Consider the following 21,668-nt stretch of genomic DNA (forward strand, 5'->3'; position numbering starts at 1 on the left):
ATTAATTATCTTGTCATACTATTAACCTCACTTAAATTATATATTTATCATTATTTATTAGTTGGCATATAAAATGCATTCATTATGATGAGTCTATCGTTTAACGCTAGTTATTCGATTGACTTGAAAATAAAATCAAACATGAATGGTGAATACAATGAATAATTCAAATCCAACAACTTTAAAAGAACTTACATTAGATGAAATTGAAGCAGTATCTGGTGCAGGTTTAGTGACTAATTTGCTTGGTACTGTCGGCTCTCTTGTAGGATTAAAAGATCCTTTAGTGAAAATTGGCACTGGCGTAAATGAAACACTCAATGGAACAATTGATTCATTAGGATTAGGTGTATTAAAAGGCGTTGTAGACACGCTGGTTTAATTTAAAAAAAAATTCCTATGATCAATAGATTTTTTAATCTTTCAAATCACTCATCAAAAGGCTCATGAATGAGCCTTTTGATTGATATCCTACAAGATTTTGAACTAGAATGCTCTATACATGGATTGTTCAGCAATACAATAATTTTCCTCTATTCATGGCATCTAAGTTCGGGGTTAATGTGAATTCTTCCGATGAGAAGCTTACTCAACCATAAGATTGGTAAATTCTGCTGCTAAACTTATATACATTCATCCCTAAAAATACACATCAAAAGCTGAACTTTTCTCACTTTGATTAAGTCATTATTTTAAAAAGTAGCAATTTCATACTCGATAATTTTCATTATATTGATTAATTAAATATTTAATTTTTAAAGGTGCGAACTTGAAAACAATTGGTTTATTAGGTGGAATGAGTTGGGAGTCGACTGATTTGTACTATCAACAAATCAATAAGATGGTTCAAACGAAACTTGGCAAGTTACACTCTGCTAAGGTTATTCTTATTAGCGTTGATTTCGCTGAAATTGAGGAGTTACAACGCAAAGGATTATGGGAAGATGCAGGAATCTATTTAAGAGATCAAGCCATACAATTAGAAAAAGCAGGTGCAGATGGCATAGTACTTTGTACAAATACAATGCACAAAGTAGCAACTTATATTGAGGAATCAACCAACGTACCATTTATTCATATAGCAGATGCGACAGCCATGGAAATCATGAGCCAGAAAATTACAAAAATTGGGCTGCTTGGTACTGCATTTACGATGGAACAAGATTTTTATAAAAGCAGATTGGAGGAAAAAGGACTTAAAGTAATAACACCTAATAAAGCGAGTAGAAAAATTGTTCATGATATTATTTACAACGAATTATGTTTAGGCATAATTAGCGAAGCTTCGCAAAAGAAATATATTCATATTGTCGAAGAATTAATATCTTCTGGCGCTGAAGGAATCATTTTAGGATGCACTGAGATTTGTATGCTTATAGGAGATCTAAAATTCTCAGTCCCTCTATTTGATACAACTTCTATTCATGCGCAAGCAGCTGTAGATTTTGTATTATCATAAATATTTCATAGCATAAAAATCATTCAGCTCATGCTAAAAAATATTTAACTGACATCAAAATCGATCATCAAGTACATGAATCGTTGCTCAAGACTAAATTTAATCAAATAAATACATATTTTAAAAAACACTTTTTTTGATTGATATTCATGCCACAACAATCATCATTTAATCCTCATCGATAGAATTTAGAATGATGTTGAAATCAATAATTTCATCTGCGATTTCTGTCGCCATACGTTCATGAGAAATCATAATGACCGTTTCAACTCGCTCTTGAATAATTTTTAAAATTTTCGAACTTGTTTTCTCATCTAAGGCTGCTGTAGGTTCATCTAAGATCAGAAGCTCTGGTTTTTTTAATAATGCACGAATGATGTTTAATCGTTGTTTTTCACCACCAGAGAAGTTTTTATAAATTTCTTGTATATCATCGTCTAACTCAATTTGATTTTTTTCCAGCAAATGGAGTAAATCGAACTCTTTTAGCCAATGTTTAAGCTCCTCATCAGAATATTTGATCTCAGTATTTTGAATCAAATTTTGTCTTAATGAGGTTGAATAAACGATCGGAGTTTGGCTGACCACAGCAATCTGATCAAATATCTTTTCTGAAAATACTGAAGTGATCTCTAAATTTCTAAAGAATAGTCGTCCAGATTTGATCTTTTCTATTCCCACCAAATAATTGAGGAAACTTGATTTTCCAATACCTGTTCGACCTTGAATTAAATATATTTTTCCACACACGATGTCTAAATTAAAATTTTCAATCGTCTGCTGACCTAGATCAAATGTCACATTTTGAAACGAATACGCCACCGCACTTTCTTTCTGTTCCTCAGCTGTTAGATCATTCGTACTGAATGACTCATGTTCCAATTCAAAATATTCTAGGTACTGATCAATAGCCACAATATGACCTTTCAAATGAATGATATTTTGAGACATCATCATTAAAGGAATGGTTAAACCTATAATATAGGTACTGACTAAAACAAAATCACCTGAACTAAAACTTTGATATTCAAACATATAGACTGATAAAACCATGAATACCAAAAGAAAAAATGACACAAATAACAGTTGATATATCATGAGATACTGAAGTTTTTTATAGGTATCCTGAGTCTTTATTTTATAGTCATCGATTCTGCGGCTAAACTCTTCAAATTCGTAATATTTCGAATGACTGAGTTTGATATCATAACTTTGTTGGAGTTTTTCAATCACAAATTGATTCAGTTGATTTCGAGCACCATACATAATCGTAAAGATATCTTGTGTCTTAAAGGTAATGATGAGCGATAAAGCAACTGTACAAGCTGAGAATACGAAAAAATACACACCAAATTCTAGATTGATCGTATTTCCGAGCACATACACCATACCTAAGATTTTAAATACCGTAGGAACAATAACAAAAAATATAGTAAAAATAATTGTACCAAGTGCTTCGCTGCCACGAATTAAATTTGCATTAAATACACCGATATCTTGTTGACGTTGATCTTTTAATTTCAAATCTAGAAAATTAAATACACCAGCTTTAAGCATGGATGCATCAACATTTCTGATCATCATAGACATGGCAAAATTATTTACATTCTTCATCCCCTCATTGAAAAACCAAGCGAGTGCATAAGCAACGGCGAATAAATAGAGTAGATGAATTTGAAAAAAGTCTTGAATCGAATAGTAATGATCAGGTTCACTGGTCTGGTCAATCAGCAGCTTAAACAAATACGGTAAACCAACACTCGTACCAATAATTAAAATTTGAAGTATGGCTAAAACGAAGAATACACTTAATCCATTTTCATCATGTTGACGGAATAACATCCACGCCTTTTTAAATTGTTTAATCTTTTCAGTCATCATTCTTTAAATTAGTTATTTTTTGTGATGACTATTTTAAACAATACTAATCAATAAGTTTGGATATTGATCGTAGAAGCTTTGTACTTATAAAGTAGCTAATCATTGATTCTAATGTCTAAAAAATAAGTTCAATCAGCTCAACTAACGATATTTACCATAAATACGCCACGTGTTGTTATCCGCCAATGGATCGCTATATGAGTCATTTCGTTGCTTACGTGGTTTATCGCGAGCATCAACCAACTCGAAATGAGGCTCAACACTTAAGACAATACCATTTACATAAAAACGTGTTCTCGTATATTCACTTTGCCCATGCTGAAATACATAAGTTCTTAAATCTATAAATTCGCGATGCGCAACTAATGCAGCAGTGTCATCATGATCCAACCAACGACTCATTGCCAAAACTTGTTCAGGTTCAAACTGTCCACACTTCTCTAATACACTAGCAATACCACGAAAAGTCTTTGATTCCTTTGCACGTGTTTTGTTAATGCGAATTCGGTCTACATGAAAATAAAACAGCGGTAAATTTAGATGACTCGGTAAATGAATGGCATCTAAAACCTCACCTTCCATAAAAGGTTGAAATAAATCTTGTGCCCTTTCGATTAGACCTGTCCACTGCTGGTAATAAGCAGCTACTTGCTCTTTGCTTCCATAATAAATGGGAAGACCTTCGACATTCGCAAGATCAACAGGTGGCCAAATATTCTGTCTCAGTAACGCAATATCACTTTTTAAACTTTGAACTGCGATAGCATCTTGCATAGAAAAGCTCATAAAAAAATTACTTAGGCTATTTTTAGATTAAGTGAAAGGTTTAGTTTATGCAAGCCTTTGCCTATAATAGTGCTTGAATTAAGTTATTTATTAGGAACAATTCATGGTTCAAAAGATTCAAGCGACTGATGTCACTGAAGAAGAAGCATTGAATGCGATTTTCTTCGAACGTGCTGATGAATTTATTAAGCAAGCCAATGAATTTTGCCGTGTTGAAAAAGGTTCTACTGTTAAACCAGCCGATGCTCGTGGTCAAGTCAGTGCTGCGATGCTATTTGGTACTGCTCGTTTTAATACATGGGTTGCTGCCAATAACTTTAAAGATGGCAATGAAATGCGTGATGCTAAAGAACAAGTGATGTCTTATATCATGCAACAGTTTCATATGATGCTTGAAGATAATTATGACGAATACTGCGAACAGTTTGAGAACTACCTTCGCTTCCGTCGTAATGAAGAGTTTCATGCAAATAAACATGACCACGAACATTAAATAGATTTGCATTGTGTGCATTGGGCCTCCTTTAGGGGGCTTTTTTAATGCTTAAACTCTAATATTCAAACGAAAATGCAATTCAAAAATTGATCAATTTCTCGTATGTTATTCTTATTGATGACTCAACTAAGGATAGCGATGAATCAACTCAACTTTCCCATCGTCGATGCTCATATCCATCAATGGGATCCTTATCACACACCGCATGCTGCCGCTTTAGCTGTTAAGCTTTTTGGAAAACATCCAAAAATATTGGATAAAGTCGTTCGTCTCGTAAAACCTAAAGATTTAATTGATACAGTAGGACTTACAGATTACATCACAGCACCCTATTTACCAGCGGATTACCACAAAGACATTGGACACTATACTGTGAGCCGTGTTGTACATGTCGAAGCCAGCTGGCATCATCAAAAAGGGACTGGCGTTGTAGAAGAAACGCAATTTATTCAGCAGCTTCCTTTTTCTCAAGAAAACATCAAATTGGCTGGAATCGTTGCAACAGCTGATCCTCGTGAAAGTAATTTCAAAAAAATTCTTAAAATGCATAAAAAGGCATCTCCGCATTTTCGTGGTATTCGAAAAATGGCTGCACATCATGAAGATCCTGGAATTCATGCATGGAACGATGATCCCCACCTCTACACTGATCGAAAATTTTTAAAAGGTTTTGAAGCCTTAGCCCAGTACAATTTAAGCTTTGATGCTTGGGTTTATTCTAGCCAGCTTAAAGATGTTATTGCTTTGGCAAAACGTTTTCCTGAGACTTCGATTGTCTTAGACCATTTGGGCACACCAGCAGGTTTATTCGGCCCAGTAGGTAAACACACAGGAATCACCCAAACTGCGCGAGACAATATCTATTTCCACTGGAAAGAAGATCTTGCAGAATTAGCTCAATGTCCGAATGTATATACAAAAATGTCTGGACTCTTCATGCCTGTTTTAGGTCATCAATTTCATACACGACGAACACTAGCATCTAAACAACAAATCATTGAATTGGTCTCTCCTATGATTATTCATGCTTTACAATGTTTTGGGCCTTATCGTGTCATGTTTGCATCCAACTTCCCGATGGATAAAGTGAGCACATCACTCACAAATATCATTGATGCCTTTAGCGACATTGTCGCTACCTATAATTCAGATGTTGTTGAACAGATATTTTGTAAAAATGCGCAGCAATTTTATAAGCTTTAAAAAAAAAGGCTCATTCACGATCGAATGAGCCTTTTTGAATCGTACATTGTGGCTCTAAGTTTTAGGCTTTAAAATCATTTCAGGTTGTGGTTTACCATACTGATCTGCCATAACTTCAACCAAAAACTCAGGCTTAATATATTTTTTGATCACTGCATCTATATCTTGCTTCGTCAGTTTTGCAAATGCCTGATCTCGCTCTAGTCTTGAAAGCTGTGTTTTATTTTGCTCAAGCTGACTGTTCAATCCACGATGAATACGGCGCTCATCCTCTAAATTCGTGACACGCTGTTTCATAATATTGGCTTTAGCCGCTTCAAGCTCTTGCTCCGTCACACCATTCTTTAATAAGTCAGTGAATACTTTATGCACACCTTGAGAAACTTGAGCTGATTTTCCTGCTGCATAATTAGCACTTACACCTAGAGCACCAGCATTGATAAAATTATCCAAACTCAAACTACTTCCAAAGCTGTAAACCAACGCATTTTTTTCACGTAACTCCATGGCAAGGCGTGATGATAATTGTGACTCGCCTAGAATATGGCTCAACACATATAATGCTTCTGCATCAGGATGATTATTACCCACTGGAATGGCAATAACCGCTTGATAATTACCAAATTGACGCTGTTCAGCCAGCGCATGAACTTTTTGAGCAGGATAATCTATATGACTGCCCTGCAAACGTTGGTATGGTTCTTTTGTCTTAGACTGACCTAAAGATGAATTCAAATATTTCAGAATGGCTTTGTCATCAAAATCACCAGTCACCGATATTTGACCATTTTGAGTTGTAAAATACTTTTGGTACAAAGCTTTAATTTGATCATTGGTGATGGTTTCAATTTGCTGCTTTGCCAGCTTAGGTTCAAAATGATATCGCAAATCACCTGGTTCATATCGCTCTACGATTCTAGCGATAGTCAGTCCTGCAACAGTTTCAGGCTCTGTATATGGTCGATTTAATGACGACAATGTTTGCGATTTGATGAGGTCAAACTGACTTTGCTCAAATTTCGGATTATTCATAACGTCGACAATAAACTTGAAGAATTCTGTAAATTTTTCTTTCTTCGCAGATACGTTAATCACAATACCATTATCAACAGCTGAAGCAGATGCTCGACCACCCGCCTCGATTGATTTGTCTGCAATATCTTGCAGGCTATACTGCTCAGATGCTCTCAATAGCAAATAAGACATAAAGCCTAGTGCTTCACCTTGATGCTTGAGTGATTGTGCTGTCCCGAAATTTAAAGATATCGATGCGTAAGTTTTGTCATCGCGTGTTGACGTTGGGAATAGTGCATACTGCATCCCATTTTTCAAAGTACCACGCTTGATTTTTTTCTCTAACTTTTCAACATACTGTTTGGAATTTTTTAAGTGCTCAGCCACTTCAGCTTTATACACAGCTGGGTCTTTTAAAGGCTCTTCTTGAGTTGTCACTTGATCTAAAGTTTTTGATTCTTGCTCATGAGCGTCTAGCTCGAGTGCCTTTTTTTGATCCTCAGGCGTAGGTTGTATGTCTCCCGAAATACGATGCTCAGCAACCAAGAATTGATTTATTGCCTGATTAACCTGATCGACATTTAAACTTTGTATCTCTGCTTGGTCTTTAAAATATTTTGTCCAATCCCCATTGGATGAAACCACATAATCACTAATGAAACCACCCACAGAAGAGGCATTGGTCATCATGCTCTCTTGACCATTTTTAATCATGTTTTTGACACGATTTAATTCTGTTTCATTAAATTGATGCTTTTTCTCAATTCCTTTCTCTAGAGAAAGGGCAACTTTTTTCTCATCATGATTAGGAGCATACACTGCCCCCATAAAAACAAGATTAAAATCTGGTGTTAACCATGTCGTCGATTGAACCTGTGTAGCCGTACCTGTTTCTACAATATCTTTGTACAAGTGACCACTAGGTTGCATTGTAAATAAATAAGGTGCTAAAGCGAGTGCAGTCTGTGTTTTTTGCTGGGTGCCATTGAGATAAATATTGTATTTGCCTAAATCACTTCCCTTTTGCACGATAAATTGACGATCTTTGATCTTGGTCGAATCAAGCATTGGAACTTTGGTTGACTCAGGAATTTGACGCGCAGGAATTTGATTAAAATTTTTATCCACTGCTTTCAGGATATCCGTTTTATTAAATTTACCTGCAATCACTAGAACTGCATTATTCGGTGCATACCATTGTCGGTAAAATTGATTCAGTTCCTTCATGTTGATTGACTGAAGCTCAGTTAAATCACCAATCGGTAGACGACCTAGATACTGATTTCCGTAAGCAGATTTCCAAATTTGATCCATCAATACTGAAAAAGGTTGATCCATTCGAACCTCACGCTCTCGTTTTACGATTGCGATTTCTGACGGAACAAATTTTTCCTGAAGTACGAGCTTATCCATTCGCTCTGCCTCCAGATACAACATTTCATCAATGGCTTTTTTTTCTGGACGGATGACACTCATATACTGGGTAGAATAGTAGTCAGTCATCGCATTACTCATGAGCGTATGCTGATCTAGACGACGTTGAAACTCATCTCCTTTTACATTTTCTGTGCCTTTAAACGCGAGATGCTCAAGTAAATGTGCTAAACCACCTTTACCTTGTGGGTCATTCAAAGCTCCCGTTAGATACACCATATTCATAAAAATTTTATTTTCTTTAGGTATTGGTGCCAAAATTACCCGTAAACCATTTTCTAGTTTGTATTCTTCAATATTTTGTTCAGTCTTGACCAAAACAGGTTGTGCTAAACCGCTAGAACTGACCGCAACGATCATTAAAGTAAGTGAAAGTTTTTTAAAACGAGTTAGCATTGTTCTTCCAATTATTGATATAAAAAAATTGATCACACGCCTGACAAGGGTATGATCAATAGGGTTTATGCTTTAAAGGTAAATTTCAGCTTTCATATAAAGTTTGGCATAGCCAGAAATTTCAATTCTTTGATTCTCTTTAAGTTGGCAATACAACACGCCACCTCGTTCTGAGCTTTGAAAAGCAATAAGTTCTGTTTTATTCAATTTCTCAGCCCACAAGGGTGCTAATCCTGTATGCATAGAACCTGTTACAGGATCTTCATTGATGCCTTTATGTGGTGCAAAATAACGTGCCACATAATCATATTGTTCTGATGCTGCAGTTATAGCAATATCGGGATGATCGGATGCTGTAATACAAGTACTAACCTCATATGCTTCAGCAATTGCATTAATATTGGCAAAATTAGGTTTGGCATCAAGCACATCTTGTTCACTTTCCAAGACTAAAATATAAGCTTGTTGATTTAGATAAATTTCCTTGATTGGACGATCAACCACTTCTTTTAATAACTCAGGAAACTCTTCAGTTAAATGAGGGATTCGAACAGGGAAATTCATTGTAATTTTTCCATCATCTTGTCGAGTGATGGTAAAAATTCCTAAATTTTTGACATGAAATTTAATTTTTTTCGCTTGAGTATACTCATTAAAAAGTACATAACTGCTCGCTAAAGTGGCATGACCACAAAAATCGACTTCAACTTTAGGTGTAAACCAACGGATTTCATAATTTTCATCATCAATAATTTTAACAAAAGCCGTTTCAGCCAAATTATTTTCAAATGCAATATTTTGCATGAGTGATGTATCAAGCCATTCTTCACTGACCACTACAGCTGCAGGATTCCCCTTAAACAACGCTGTAGTAAAGGCATCAACTTGATACATTTTCATAAATACACCCTAATATTTCCAAACTTCTAATTGAGAATAATAATCTTTTATCATTTCAAATCATAGATTAATTTCAATCTTGACTATAAATTATTGCTTCACAAAGATTCGTTCATAAACTGTATATTTCTAATGATCTTCCATAAAAAAACCCTCACATGAGGGTCTTTTGCTATTTACGCTTTTTGAGCGCTTTCTTTAAATCTTTTAACTTAGATTCATGCTTAGAAATTTTCTTAAGTCTCGATTTAATTTGATCTTTTAAATCTTTAATTTTTAACTTGGACTTATTCGCCATATCTTATCTTCCTCGTGTCATTCACTTTAAATTGTTAATGCTTGAATTTACTGACAAGAATGGGCATTCATCCCTAAATTCCCATTCAATTCATGATTAATGGATTAACGATTTTGTTGATCTAAATCAGATTGCTGTTGTGATTGTTGACGGGACTGTTGCTGATTCTGCTGCTGTTGATCTTGTTGCTGTTGCTGCTGATTGGGTTGCTGTTGATGTGGCTGTTGACCTTGTTGACGTTGCTGGTGATTTTGTTGCTGTTGCTCATTTTGATCTTGATTGTATTGATTACTCATTTCATATCTCCATGATTATCAGATTTTGATACTGATCTTGAATTCTTTTTCACTTGAATTAGACCAATACAAATAACCATAACCCTTTTGCACGAAACTGCGAGCATAGAGCTGTATCAAAATACTGCATCGTAACTTCCATTGTGTAAGCTATTTAAATTTCAGAGGATTAAAATTGATATATGTTACGAGGCTTACAAGGCTCTCTCATTTGTTTACTTGTATTAACGAGACTTATTCCTCTGGTTTTAAATCTGGGTTTAAATATGGATATGGATTTGTAGCACCACTCGTTAAATAAATCCCATAATGTAAATGTGGAGGTGTATTGATCGCATTGCCAGTATTTCCCACATATCCTAATACTTCACCGACTTCAACCCAGTCACCTTCTTGGATGTGTGCTGCATATTCATCTAAATGTGCATAGTAATGGCGACTTAACTGAGGTCCTACCACCCAGATGACTTTACCTCCCAAACTATTTGTGCCGATACGACTTACAATTCCTTGTGTTGTACTCAATACAGGCGTACCTCGTTTGGCAAAAATATCAATTCCTTGATGTGTACGACCATTTGAACGTGCTGCCCCCCAAGTATCTGCTATTTGAGTTACTTTGACTCCTTCAACGGGTATCGCCAACGGCTCTGTCAACGCTTGCTGTTGAAGTTTCCAGTATAAATATGGATATTGTATTCCTGCTGTTGCGCCTGAATTTGGGGGCTGACAAGCAGTAAGCATCCAACTGATTGCAATGAGTGATCCGATAATCCTTTTTTTCATATACAACCTAACATCTTAAATTGAGTTAAATTTTAGCGTCTGATCGACGTTTGCATTGTATTGTTTAAATTAAAAGCACTTGTCAGCAACCAATAAAAGCCTGCTTATACCGATTAAATCGTCAGAATTACATATTTTTTTTGATCAATACGATACTTTCTTTTTTGAATCACGCATAATAGTCACCAATTCCCCGATTTATTTTGTTTGACTTCAATGATCGAATCCTCAGATCAATTCAGGATGTTCATAAATTCTTGATAAGTCAGACCTTTCACTATTTGCACATTATTGAAGTTTTTATATGAAAATCGTCATTCTCAATAAACCTTATGGCGTTCTCTCCCAGTTTCGTAAAGACGAAGCGCATATGACAATGTCTGATTTCGTTGACGATCCGACTTTACGTCTTGCTGGACGTTTAGACATGGACTCTGAAGGTCTAGTGTTTTTAACCGACCATGGTGGTTTAAATCAGTACATTACCAACCCTGCCAATAAGAAATTTAAAACTTATTTGGTTCAAGTCGATGGTGATGTGACTGAAGAGGCTTTAGAACAGCTTCGTAAAGGTGTAGAGCTTAAAGACGGTATGACTCTACCCGCAAAAGCTGTAAAAGTTGAACAGCCTGAGTGGTTATGGGATCGTGATCCTCCTGTTCGTTTCCGTGCTTCTGTACCTACTTCTTGGGTTGAAATTTCGATTTGCGAAGGTCGTAACCGCCAAGTTCGACGTATGACTGCAGCAGTGGGTTTCCCAACTTTACGTCTTATTCGCACTAAAATTGGATCAATAGACTTAGTACAGATGGGTCTTGAATCTGGCGAAACTAGAGAAATTGAACCATTACTTTATCCTGACTTTCAAAATGTTCCTGCCGAAGAGCCATACCGCTCACGCTCTTATGTGAAGAAACCAGGCGGTACAGGTGGCAAGCCGATTAATAAGAAAGTCAATAAAGATGGTACTAAGAAAAAATCGGGTACTAAACGTATTTGGCAAATGGAAGAACATGAGAAACCACGTCGTAAGACCAATGGTACTACTCGCCCAAATACAAAAGCTCCACGTGGACGCGCACGCTAAGCTCAAGCTATTGTAAAAAAAGTAAAAAGGATGCGATTGCATCCTTTTTTTATACATAAATTAACTTAAATAATCTCTCATTATAAGTACACTTTTTTCAATTATTTGCTTACTGTGAGTTGATACTTATGAAAAAATTTACGCTTGCTCTTTCAGGTTTTGCATTTTCAACATTCACTTTGGCAAATCCTTTAAGTGTTCATGTGCTTAATCAAGAAACTGGTCTTCCATCTTCTAATATTGCAGTTACACTTGAAGCGCAGCAGGGTGAAAAATGGGTAAAGCTCAACGAAGCTAAAACGGATGAAAATGGTCGTATCAAGGCTCTATATCCAGCCGAAACAGATCTTCAAAAAGGTGTTTACAGAGTAACTTTTAAAACTGGCGACTGGTTTAAGGCAAACAACAAGCGTACTTTCTTCCCAGAAGTGCCAGTGGTTTTTGTAATTGATGGTAGTTTAGATCATTACCATATTCCGTTGTTACTAAGTTCATATGGTTATTCAACCTATCGAGGGAACTAATGTTTTTTGTTAATCATTTATGACACAAATTTAGCTCACATTATGTGAGCTTTTTTTTCTTTATTAATTTTAAAAGTTTAATTATCCTATTCAAAAGAATAAGGATTTCTTATGAACATAAAAAAAGCTTTCCTAAAGGCTATTACGCTTCTTTTATTTTTATCAATTCTTTACTACTTCTTTTATGCATTGAATGAAAACAAGTTATCGCACTATTGTGATAACTATATTTGTCTTGAAATCTTATCTTTAGCTGAATTTCTTGGGATAATCACAGCTTGGATCAGCCTATATTTCGTAATGAAGTCCCTAGAATCATGGAAAGATGCCTATAAATTCCATAGAACAATTGAAACTTTATCCAAGTTTGAAGAACTCAAGATTATTTCAAATCAATATCACACCATCTTATACCAATTAAAAAACTCACTCATCCGCGCTAAAGGTCATGAATTACACAGCTCATTTAATTTAGAAGAGCAAAAATACGAAGATAAATTCAATAATCTGTATTACTACGACAAATTAATAAATCTTCAACAGTGGCTTAATCAAGAAAAAAATTTGAACAAGCATAAAGATTTTAAAGAAGTTCTAATAACTTTTGAAACTGCTATAGATTCTGCTCATAGACTTGTTTCAGAAGCTCATTTGAGTGAGGTAAATTATGGTCAAAATTACGCTACAGAAACCGACGTAAACAGAAGAAAAGAATCTATAAAAAAGGTTCAAATTGCTTTTGAAAAATACTCAAAAGACAAAACAATATTTGATAAGCGTTTGGAATATCTAAGACGAAAACTGGAGTCATGAAAAACCCATAGCTAAGCATGGGTTTTTCATGAATTTTATAACCTAGGCAAATTAAGCTTTAAGCCATTTATCAACTTTAGATTGATCTGTAACCTTAAGTTCCACTTCAGTGAGTTCACTACCACCTGATTGAACTTCAAATTGCATTAATTCATCACGACGGAAAGCATGTACATTAAAAGTAACTTCCAATTTTGCATACTTGTCGAGTTGCTTAGTGGTCGCCTTTAAACCATCAATTGCGATGATAATATCATGAGCAGAAAGCCCAGCTTTAACACCAGCGCCATCACGACGAGCAGACTGAATTAATACACCTTCAGGTTTATCTACAAGTTTTAAACCAAATGGTAAAGATTTATCATGCTTTAAAACATAGTCTAAGCCAAATTCAGGGAACAACTGATCAAGCGGTAACTCATCCGTGGTATTAATCAAATGGTTAATTTGTTCAGACCAATCATCACCTGTTAGTTCTTGGCATAGTTCATAGATGGTACGTTCATGAACCTGTATACCCTGTTGCGCATTTTCATACAGCTTACGCATCAATGCATCAAGACTTGAACCTCTTAAACGTAAACCTAAATCTAGACACAGCGCTACTAAGCAACCCTTGTTATAGTAACTTGTGCCAGCATTGTTAGAGTTTTCGTCTTGACGATAGAATTTGACCCATGCATCAAAACTTGACTCTGCAACAGTTTGAACAAAACGACCTGGATTTTGCAAATAACGATCGATCTGCGCCTTTAACAACTTCAAGTAAGATTCCTGAGAAATCACACCACTACGAAGTAGAATTAAATCATCATAGTAGGACGTAAAGCCTTCAAAAATCCATAACAAAGAGGTATAGCCTTCTTTGTCTAAATCATAATTCACAAAATTTTCAGGGCGAATATATTTCACCAACCATGAATGAAAATATTCATGGCTACATAAACCTAAGAAACGCTGATAATCAGCGGAAGGTTCAACAGGCTCATTGGACTTAGGTAGATCATCACGTGGAGAAATCAAACTGGTTGAGTTCGGGTGCTCTAAACCACCATAACTGTTACCCGTCGCGATGGTCATAAAAGTGTAGTTTTCAAATGGTGCTGAACCAAACATGGATATTTCTGTCGCACAGATTTTCTCAATGTCTTGTTTCATACGTTGGACATTCATCGCATGTTTGCCAGAAACCACAAACTCATGTGGAATACCATTTGCTTCAAAAGCAAAACGAGTTTGATCTGCAAGCTCAAATGGTGCATCAATCAATTCAGCGTAGTTTTTTGCCTTAAGGGTATAGCGACCACGCACTAAACTTTTAGATGCCAATCCTGTAGCGAGTTGGAAATGTTTCAATTCATCTGGCAAAAATAACTCAACTTCTACCGCTTTATCTTCTTGTCCTTCTAAACCTAAACATGCACAAGCAGGATTCACATATAAGCGTGTTTCATCAACATAAGCACCACGTACTGAGAGGTCGTATGCATAGACGTCGTACTCAACCGTAATCAGCTCAAAATCAGTATTAAATAACTGCCACTTATTTTTTTCATTTTTACGAATCTTGAGTATTCGACCATCTTCATCATAGGCACGAACAGACTCAATATGTTTTGAAAACTCTCGAATGAGATAACTTCCTGGAATCCAAGTTGGCAAGCTCAATACTTGAGTTGGTTGAGCAACGAAACGAACAGTAACGTGAATGAGATGCTGACGAAAGTCGTCAAATTCGATCTGATAATGCAACATAATGTCTTAATTGAGAAACTATAGAACCAACTTGTATTTAGATTAGCATTTTTTTACTTGGAGTTGCGCGATTCGTATTAATTGTCTACAAATCTGACTAGAGTTTCAGAAAAAAAAGGCATAGCATGCGGTGTGCTTGATGATCTATGCCATTGGATTGGCTTATATAGGTAAACCCGTTGAAACTCTACTCTGCTCTACTCATAATTTTTAGTTTTTTTATTGTAAATATCACACATGCTTCCTTGTTCGAAGTTGCACCAGAAAGTTTAGAAGCTGAAGCATGGACTGTCTTAGATCCACAATCAGGTCAAGTCATTACTGAACACAATAGCCATGTCCAACGTGCACCAGCTTCGTTAACCAAAATGATGGTGGCATACATCGTTCTGAAAGACATTCAAGCAGGTAAAATTAACAAAAATGAAGTTGTTACTGCCACACCAGTCGTCAATGTAGTTCAATGGGATGAGTCTCAGATGTATCTGAAACCGACTCAACAAATTACGATTGATCAACTTTTGGCAGGCTTAATTATCATGTCTGCCAACGATGCTGCTGTCACATTGGCTGAACGAATTTCAGGATCTGTACCTGCATTTGTGCAACGCATGAATCAAGAAGCCAAAGCACTTGGCATGAAAGATACAAACTTTGCCAATCCCGCGGGCATTACAATGGATATGCACTATTCAACAGCGCATGATTTAGCCGTGCTCGCACAAGCACTCACCAATGAAACACCCGATTACCTTGACTACTCGAAACAGCAAAGTTTTACTTACAATCAGCATTTTCATCGTGCAACAAATATTCTACTAAAACAAGATGCCACTGTTGATGGTTTAAAAACAGGGTTTACTCGTGCTGCAGGCTATAACCTTGCACTTACAGCCAACCGACCAACTCAACAATTTGACCTCAATCAAAGGAGACTTATTGTTGTGGTACTCGGTGCTCAAAGTGGCTTTAAACGCGCTGAAATCGCACATCAACTTTTAAACCTATCCTATGCCTATACACGCAATGAAATTGCAATTAAAAATAAGCAACTAATTGCTGAACTCCCTGTAGTCGCATCTACCTTAAAAAGGTTCAAAGTCGAAACTAAAAAGCCAAGTATCGTGACGACCTCTTTGTATAACGCGAATCAAATGATTGATATGCGTAATTTTGACAATCAAACTCATCGTTTGATTCAAGCAGATGCTTTTGGATTCACTTCAGCTCTTGAGCCTTTACAGCAAACTCAAACGCATGTGAACGTCGAGCTACTAACACAATCATTAACTGCACCTATCGCGCAAATTCAGCAGTTGGCACGTATTCATATCTATCAAAATAACAGACTCATTCAAACGGTATTGATTGAAGATGAACTTCAAATTGATGAAGCATCATGGTTTGAAAGTATTTTGAATTGGTTTAAACAATTATTTAGTTTTGGATCTAGCAGTACAAATCAAGCAAAAATCTATCCTTTAAACTGATTGCAGTTTTTTATTGTAAATCTGTAACTTGTAATACAAAAAGAACAATTCTTTTAAAAAAGAGATGGCATATTAACCCCATCTCTTTTTTATTTATGACGCTATAAAAATAGGAATATTAAATGTCGAATCTTCATCATATTGTCATTGTGGGTGGTGGTGCTGGTGGCTTAGAACTAGCAACACAACTGGGTGACACGCTGGGCAAATCGAAAAAAGCAAAAATTACATTAGTGGACCAAAAGCTCACACATATCTGGAAACCACTTTTACACGAAATTGCAGCAGGTACGTTGAGCCCTAGTGATGAAGAAACAAATTATTTTGGTCATGCTGCGAAGCATCATTATGAGTTTGTATTGGGTAAATTCGAACAATTAGATCGTGAAGCCAAGACCATTCAATTGCTCAAACCTGTTGCATCGACCTATGACCAATCGACTGATCATTTAACGCTAAGTTATGACACTCTTATTCTGGCGGTTGGTTCGGTTTCCAATGATTTCAATACTTCAGGTGTGCAAGAACATTGTCACTATTTAGATAATCCAAAACAGGCTGAACAGTTCCAGCAGCATCTACTTCATCTTTATATCGAAGCTCAAAATAATAATGACCATCGTGAGCTGCATATTGGCATTATAGGTGCAGGTGCAACTGGCGTTGAGCTTGCAGCGGAATTAGTTCAAGCCAAACAAAACTTCTTTAAATATGGACTTAATAAAATTGATCCTAAAAACGTCAAAATTTCACTAATTGAAGGCGCGGATCGTATTCTACCGGCTCTTTCTGAAAAAATGTCAGACCACAGCACTAAGCAGCTTAAGCGCATGAATGTGGATATTTTAACGTCTAAGCGTGTCGAAAAAGTGGATGCTGATCAAATTTACTTTAATGATGGAAGTTCAATTCCAGCACAATTAAAAGTTTGGGCTGCAGGCATTAAAACTCCAGCAGTGATTCAAAACCTAGAAAGCTTCGAAAAAGATCGTATGGGTCGCTTACACGTATTTGCAACACTCCAAACAAAAGCAGATCCGAATGTTTTTGCATTCGGTGATTGCGCATACTGTATTCTAGATGCCCGTGAAACAGCTTTAGGACCGCGTGCGCAAGTTGCAAGTCAACAGGCTGCTTTCCTCGTTGATGCAATGAAAGCGCGAATTTCAGGGAAATCACAACCGATGTTCAATTTTTCTGACAAAGGCTCACTTGTATCTTTAAGTGAGAATAAAGCAGTTGGTGAATTACTTGGTCAGGTCAATGTTCAAGGATTTGTGGCGAAGTCGATGTATGTATCGCTTTACCGACTGCATCAAGCCACGATTTATGGTTATGCACAGGCAGGGTTACTCACAGCCAAAGATTTTGTGACCAGAAAAATAGCACCTAAAATCAAATTGCATTGAAAAATCTAAAAGACGCCCCAATGTAATATTTAAGCGTTATAAATTATCGAAACTGCATTTTTTTTAGAAAATTGTCTACAAAAATTGGTTTTCACTTTATGATGTACCCTTAAAATATTTGAATGGATCATTAACATGACAGTTATTGCAAATGACCTTGTGGTTTTATTTAACTATAAATTGACTAATGCAGAGGGTGAAACTCTCGATCAATCTCAAGGTGAACCACTTGCATATTTGCAAGGCGCTGGCAACATTATCCCTGGCTTAGAAAAAGCAATGTTAGGTAAAACGACTGGTGACAAATTTACAGTAACGATTCCTGCTGCTGAAGCTTATGGTGAGTACAACACTGATTTAGTTCAAGAAGTACCTAAACAAATGTTCCAAGGCGTAGACAACATCGAAGCTGGTATGCAATTCCAAGCGCAAACTGATGATGGCGTTCAAATTGTGACTGTTAAAGCGGTTGAAGGCGAAAACGTAATCGTTGATGCTAACTTCCCGCTTGCTGGTCAAGACTTAACATTTGATGTTGAAATCGTTGAAATCCGTGAAGCAACTCAAGAAGAGTTAGATCACGGTCACGTTCACGGTGTAGGTGGTCACCACCACTAAGATCTACGGATTTTAGGACAAAAAGGTGAAGCTTCTGCTTCGCCTTTTTTTTATGCAAAAAATTACAATGCTTAACGATTTAAATGATTCAAATTCTTATAATTTCCTGAGGATATTTGGATATTAATCATATGAATCTCATTTGGTTTCGTCAGGATTTAAGAGTTAGGGATAACACGGCGTTAATGGAGGCAAACCGGCATGGGAATACTTGTGCGGTGGTGATACTTTCGCCTCAACAATGGAAATTGCATGATGATGCAGTGATTAAAATTGACTTTTATCTTCGCCAACTTAAATCACTTGAAAGTGAGTTAAAGCAATTCAATATCCCACTTGTGGTGGAAATCGTTACCCAATGGGACGATGTACCAGCTAGATTATTAACTTTCGCAAATAAATATCAAATTACTGCGATACACGCCAACATTGAAATCGGCGTGAATGAGTTACATCGTGATGCGCAAGTCCAGACCTTATTAGAATCGCATCAAGTGACTGTCGAGTATTATCATGACCGCACAATTTTCCCACTTGGATCAATTCGCAATAAGAGTCGCCAGCCTTATCAAGTTTTTGGTGCTTATAAACGTGCATGCTATGAAATCTTGAATATCTCTGTTCCTCAACCACTCGCTGTACCGAAAGTACAGCCTCATGAGCTTATACAACGCTTTCATACTTCCAAAATTCCATCGATACATGATTTTTATCCTGATGCTCAGATTAAATATCAATGGCCTGTTGGAGAATCATATGCACTACAAATGCTCGAGAAATTTGTTGACGAGAATTTAGAGCCCTATAAACAACAACGCGACTTTCCAAACATTGATGCTACCAGTCAATTATCACCGTATTTAAATCTAGGAATTGTTTCGATTCGACAATGTTTGGCTGCAATTTTTAGTCGCTCAAATGGCAATTTTCATCTCTACTCTGATGGTCAACAAACTTGGTTAGATGAATTATTATGGCGAGAATTTTATCAACACATCCTGTTTGACTTTCCAAGATTATCGAAATATCAACCATTCAATTTAAATACATCTAATGTGCCATGGCGTGATGCACCCAATGAATTAAATGCTTGGAAGTTTGGACAAACGGGTATTCCAATTGTGGACGCTGGAATCCGTCAAATGCTTCAAACAGGATGGATGCACAATCGTGTCAGAATGATTGTCGCCATGTTCCTTAGTAAGAATTTGCTCATCGACTGGCGTAAAGGCGAACAATGGTTTATGCAACATTTGATAGATGGGGATTTAGCAGCAAATAATGGTGGCTGGCAATGGTGTGCTTCAACAGGTACAGATGCTGTACCTTATTTCCGTATTTTTAACCCCATTAGTCAATCACAAAAATTTGATAGTCAAGGTGATTATATTCGCAAATGGGTACCTGAATTAGCTCATCTTGATGCGAAAATCATTCATGAGCCTTATGCTAAAAATCCGAATCTTAAACTCAATTATCCAAAACCTATTATTGATTTAAAGATGAGTCGACAGCGCGCATTAGCTGCTTTCAAATCAGCTAACTAATGCTCGTTCTAAATTTTGTTTGGCTTGATTTTCTAAAGTGTCATGAAAATATGCTGTTTTATAAATGGATTCCATTTGATAAAAGCTATTAAGAACTTCATTTCGTTTTAATGTATAAATTTCAGAGGGTACCCAACTGAATTCTTGATGAATTTGCTGCTGATATTCTTCAAAACGTTTGGCGTTTGAACCGAGAATTGCAAGATCAATATCAAGTAAATAGTTAAGGTCTGAATCAACTGAAGCACGATGCTCTTTGGTCGCTAATATCCACTGATAAATTTTCTCACATCTCCTCATCTCCATGTGGGGAGATATGATGTTCAGCATCATATCAGCACTTTGTTGTTCATTATCGTGTGCCTTAGGCTCATATATGACATCATGAAACCAAAGAGTTATAGAGACTGATAAAGGATCTTTTAAATTTGGTAGAACCAATTGTAAGTGATCCATACATTCAACGATATGCTGCACTGTATGATAATGCCGATGAGGCTCACTGTAATGAACTTCTAATCTATCAAGAATAGATATGGAATCCTCTGAGGATAGTTCAAGCTGTTGTGCAGTAGCGGCCCAGTATCTTCTCAACTGTTTTAAATATGAATCAATCATCAGACACCTTGCCCCGCTACCGCCTATTTATTTTCAAGCAGCCTGCTCATCACGTTTAAATACGAGCTCACCTTTCAAAGAACTTTCAGCATCGAAATAATAGCCATCCGTATTGAATGATTTAAGATCATCCACAGTATTAGGTTTATTTTCGATAATATAACGTGCCATCAATCCACGCGCTTTTTTTGAATAGAAACTTATTACTTTATATTTTCCATTTTTCTGGTCTAAAAATACGGGCTTGATAATTTCAGCTTTAATTTTGCTTTCTTTCACCGATTTATAATATTCATCGGATGCGATATTGACCAATAAATCACTTTTGGCTTCTGATAAGTCTTGATTGATCAAGTGGGTAATTTCATCTCCCCAAAATTCATAAAGATTGTGACCTCGTGGATTTGTTAATTTCGTGCCCATTTCTAAACGATAAGGCATCATTAAATCCAGTGGTCGGAGTAATCCATAGAGACCTGATAGCATTCTTAAATGGCGTTGAGCATATTCTAAATCAGCTTGCGTAAGCGAATACGCATCCAGACCTGTATAAACATCGCCCTTAAAGGCAAATATTGCTTGGCGTGAATTTGATAAATCAAAGTCTGATTGCCAATCTCTAAAGCGTTCCACGTTCAGATTCGCAATTTTTTCACTCACACTCATTAATTTGGCGATTTCTGAAGCAGACAGTTTACGACTTACGTCTATAAGCTGTTGTGAGTGGTCAAGCAATCTTGGTAAAGTATGTTCATCAGTTGGAAGTGTAGATTCATAATCTAATGTCTTAGCAGGAGAAATTAAGGCAAACATAGAAACCTGATCAAAAAACAATTAATCAAACTATAACAGTAGACT

Annotated in this window: 21 protein-coding genes; 11 read left to right on the forward strand and 10 right to left on the reverse strand. The window is 36.3% G+C overall.

The annotated features are described in order from the left end of the window. The first annotated feature begins 157 nt into the window (after positions 1-157). Positions 158-382, forward strand: a complete 225-nt coding sequence (locus tag AC1M9A_RS06725) for a hypothetical protein (RefSeq protein ID WP_092767121.1) — start codon at positions 158-160, stop codon at positions 380-382. 387 nt (positions 383-769) lie between these two features. After that, on the forward strand, positions 770-1,459 hold the full coding sequence (locus AC1M9A_RS06730) for an aspartate/glutamate racemase family protein (protein ID WP_180028590.1): 690 nt from the start codon (positions 770-772) through the stop codon (positions 1,457-1,459). 168 nt (positions 1,460-1,627) lie between these two features. Here the strand turns inward: AC1M9A_RS06730 and AC1M9A_RS06735 are convergent, their stop codons facing one another. Further along, positions 1,628-3,337, reverse strand: coding sequence for an ATP-binding cassette domain-containing protein (locus AC1M9A_RS06735; RefSeq protein ID WP_481609903.1), 1,710 nt, complete (start codon positions 3,335-3,337; stop codon positions 1,628-1,630). A gap of 144 nt (positions 3,338-3,481) precedes the next feature. Next, positions 3,482-4,114, reverse strand: a complete 633-nt coding sequence (locus AC1M9A_RS06740) for a hypothetical protein (RefSeq protein WP_481609904.1) — start codon at positions 4,112-4,114, stop codon at positions 3,482-3,484. A 115-nt stretch (positions 4,115-4,229) separates the two neighbouring features. Here AC1M9A_RS06740 and AC1M9A_RS06745 point away from each other — a divergent pair, with 115 nt between their 5' ends. Both AC1M9A_RS06745 and AC1M9A_RS06750 read left to right on the forward strand, forming a co-directional pair. Further along, complete coding sequence (locus tag AC1M9A_RS06745) at positions 4,230-4,619, forward strand: DUF3144 domain-containing protein (protein WP_092767127.1); 390 nt, start codon at positions 4,230-4,232, stop codon at positions 4,617-4,619. Positions 4,620-4,760: 141 nt separating this feature from the next. Beyond that, positions 4,761-5,825, forward strand: a complete 1,065-nt coding sequence (locus tag AC1M9A_RS06750; protein WP_481588990.1) for an amidohydrolase family protein — start codon at positions 4,761-4,763, stop codon at positions 5,823-5,825. A gap of 54 nt (positions 5,826-5,879) precedes the next feature. Here the strand turns inward: AC1M9A_RS06750 and AC1M9A_RS06755 are convergent, their stop codons facing one another. The 5 genes from AC1M9A_RS06755 to AC1M9A_RS06775 all read right to left on the reverse strand — a co-directional run bounded on the left by AC1M9A_RS06755 (position 5,880) and on the right by AC1M9A_RS06775 (position 10,949). After that, complete coding sequence (locus AC1M9A_RS06755; RefSeq protein WP_481609905.1) at positions 5,880-8,669, reverse strand: M16 family metallopeptidase; 2,790 nt, start codon at positions 8,667-8,669, stop codon at positions 5,880-5,882. 72 nt (positions 8,670-8,741) lie between these two features. Next, positions 8,742-9,569 (reverse strand): PhzF family phenazine biosynthesis protein, encoded by an 828-nt coding sequence (locus AC1M9A_RS06760; protein ID WP_481609906.1) that lies wholly within the window; start codon positions 9,567-9,569, stop codon positions 8,742-8,744. A 172-nt stretch (positions 9,570-9,741) separates the two neighbouring features. Continuing rightward, positions 9,742-9,867: a hypothetical protein gene (locus AC1M9A_RS06765; protein ID WP_257219857.1), complete on the reverse strand. Its 126-nt coding sequence runs from the start codon at positions 9,865-9,867 to the stop codon at positions 9,742-9,744. A 104-nt stretch (positions 9,868-9,971) separates the two neighbouring features. Beyond that, positions 9,972-10,163, reverse strand: a complete 192-nt coding sequence (locus tag AC1M9A_RS06770; RefSeq protein ID WP_035268717.1) for a hypothetical protein — start codon at positions 10,161-10,163, stop codon at positions 9,972-9,974. Between the two features lie 234 nt (positions 10,164-10,397). Beyond that, positions 10,398-10,949, reverse strand: a complete 552-nt coding sequence (locus AC1M9A_RS06775; protein WP_481609907.1) for a M23 family metallopeptidase — start codon at positions 10,947-10,949, stop codon at positions 10,398-10,400. A gap of 304 nt (positions 10,950-11,253) precedes the next feature. On the opposite strand from AC1M9A_RS06775, the gene AC1M9A_RS06780 reads away from it, so the two are divergent. From AC1M9A_RS06780 to AC1M9A_RS06790, 3 genes are all read left to right on the forward strand, one after another. After that, positions 11,254-12,036 carry an rRNA large subunit pseudouridine synthase E gene (locus tag AC1M9A_RS06780; protein ID WP_035268720.1) on the forward strand — a complete coding sequence of 261 codons (783 nt, stop codon included), beginning with the start codon at positions 11,254-11,256 and terminating at the stop codon, positions 12,034-12,036. A 128-nt stretch (positions 12,037-12,164) separates the two neighbouring features. Next, complete coding sequence (uraH, locus tag AC1M9A_RS06785; RefSeq protein ID WP_481591371.1) at positions 12,165-12,560, forward strand: hydroxyisourate hydrolase; 396 nt, start codon at positions 12,165-12,167, stop codon at positions 12,558-12,560. Positions 12,561-12,671: 111 nt separating this feature from the next. Further along, entirely contained in the window at positions 12,672-13,373 is a 702-nt protein-coding gene (locus tag AC1M9A_RS06790; protein ID WP_481609908.1) for a hypothetical protein, read from the forward strand. 51 nt (positions 13,374-13,424) lie between these two features. Here AC1M9A_RS06790 and AC1M9A_RS06795 read toward each other — a convergent pair whose 3' ends face one another. Further along, positions 13,425-15,128 carry a M61 family metallopeptidase gene (locus AC1M9A_RS06795; RefSeq protein WP_481609909.1) on the reverse strand — a complete coding sequence of 568 codons (1,704 nt, stop codon included), beginning with the start codon at positions 15,126-15,128 and terminating at the stop codon, positions 13,425-13,427. 179 nt (positions 15,129-15,307) lie between these two features. Here AC1M9A_RS06795 and AC1M9A_RS06800 point away from each other — a divergent pair, with 179 nt between their 5' ends. From AC1M9A_RS06800 to AC1M9A_RS06815, 4 genes are all read left to right on the forward strand, one after another. Beyond that, on the forward strand, positions 15,308-16,618 hold the full coding sequence (locus AC1M9A_RS06800; RefSeq protein WP_481609910.1) for a D-alanyl-D-alanine carboxypeptidase family protein: 1,311 nt from the start codon (positions 15,308-15,310) through the stop codon (positions 16,616-16,618). A 122-nt stretch (positions 16,619-16,740) separates the two neighbouring features. Further along, positions 16,741-18,027, forward strand: a complete 1,287-nt coding sequence (locus AC1M9A_RS06805; RefSeq protein ID WP_481609911.1) for an NAD(P)/FAD-dependent oxidoreductase — start codon at positions 16,741-16,743, stop codon at positions 18,025-18,027. 135 nt (positions 18,028-18,162) lie between these two features. Beyond that, on the forward strand, positions 18,163-18,645 hold the full coding sequence (locus AC1M9A_RS06810) for an FKBP-type peptidyl-prolyl cis-trans isomerase (RefSeq protein ID WP_092767151.1): 483 nt from the start codon (positions 18,163-18,165) through the stop codon (positions 18,643-18,645). A gap of 131 nt (positions 18,646-18,776) precedes the next feature. After that, positions 18,777-20,192: a cryptochrome/photolyase family protein gene (locus AC1M9A_RS06815; protein WP_481609912.1), complete on the forward strand. Its 1,416-nt coding sequence runs from the start codon at positions 18,777-18,779 to the stop codon at positions 20,190-20,192. Here AC1M9A_RS06815 and AC1M9A_RS06820 read toward each other — a convergent pair. Continuing rightward, positions 20,181-20,810 (reverse strand): HD domain-containing protein, encoded by a 630-nt coding sequence (locus AC1M9A_RS06820; protein WP_481586422.1) that lies wholly within the window; start codon positions 20,808-20,810, stop codon positions 20,181-20,183. The genes AC1M9A_RS06815 and AC1M9A_RS06820 overlap by 12 nt on opposite strands. Positions 20,811-20,843: 33 nt before the next feature. Then, the gene (gene yaaA / locus AC1M9A_RS06825; RefSeq protein ID WP_481609913.1) at positions 20,844-21,623 is read right to left on the reverse strand and encodes a peroxide stress protein YaaA; all 780 of its coding nucleotides are present in this window, start codon (positions 21,621-21,623) and stop codon (positions 20,844-20,846) included. Between the last annotated feature and the right edge of the window lie 45 nt (positions 21,624-21,668).

This window comes from Acinetobacter sp. ANC_7634 (assembly GCF_056779875.1).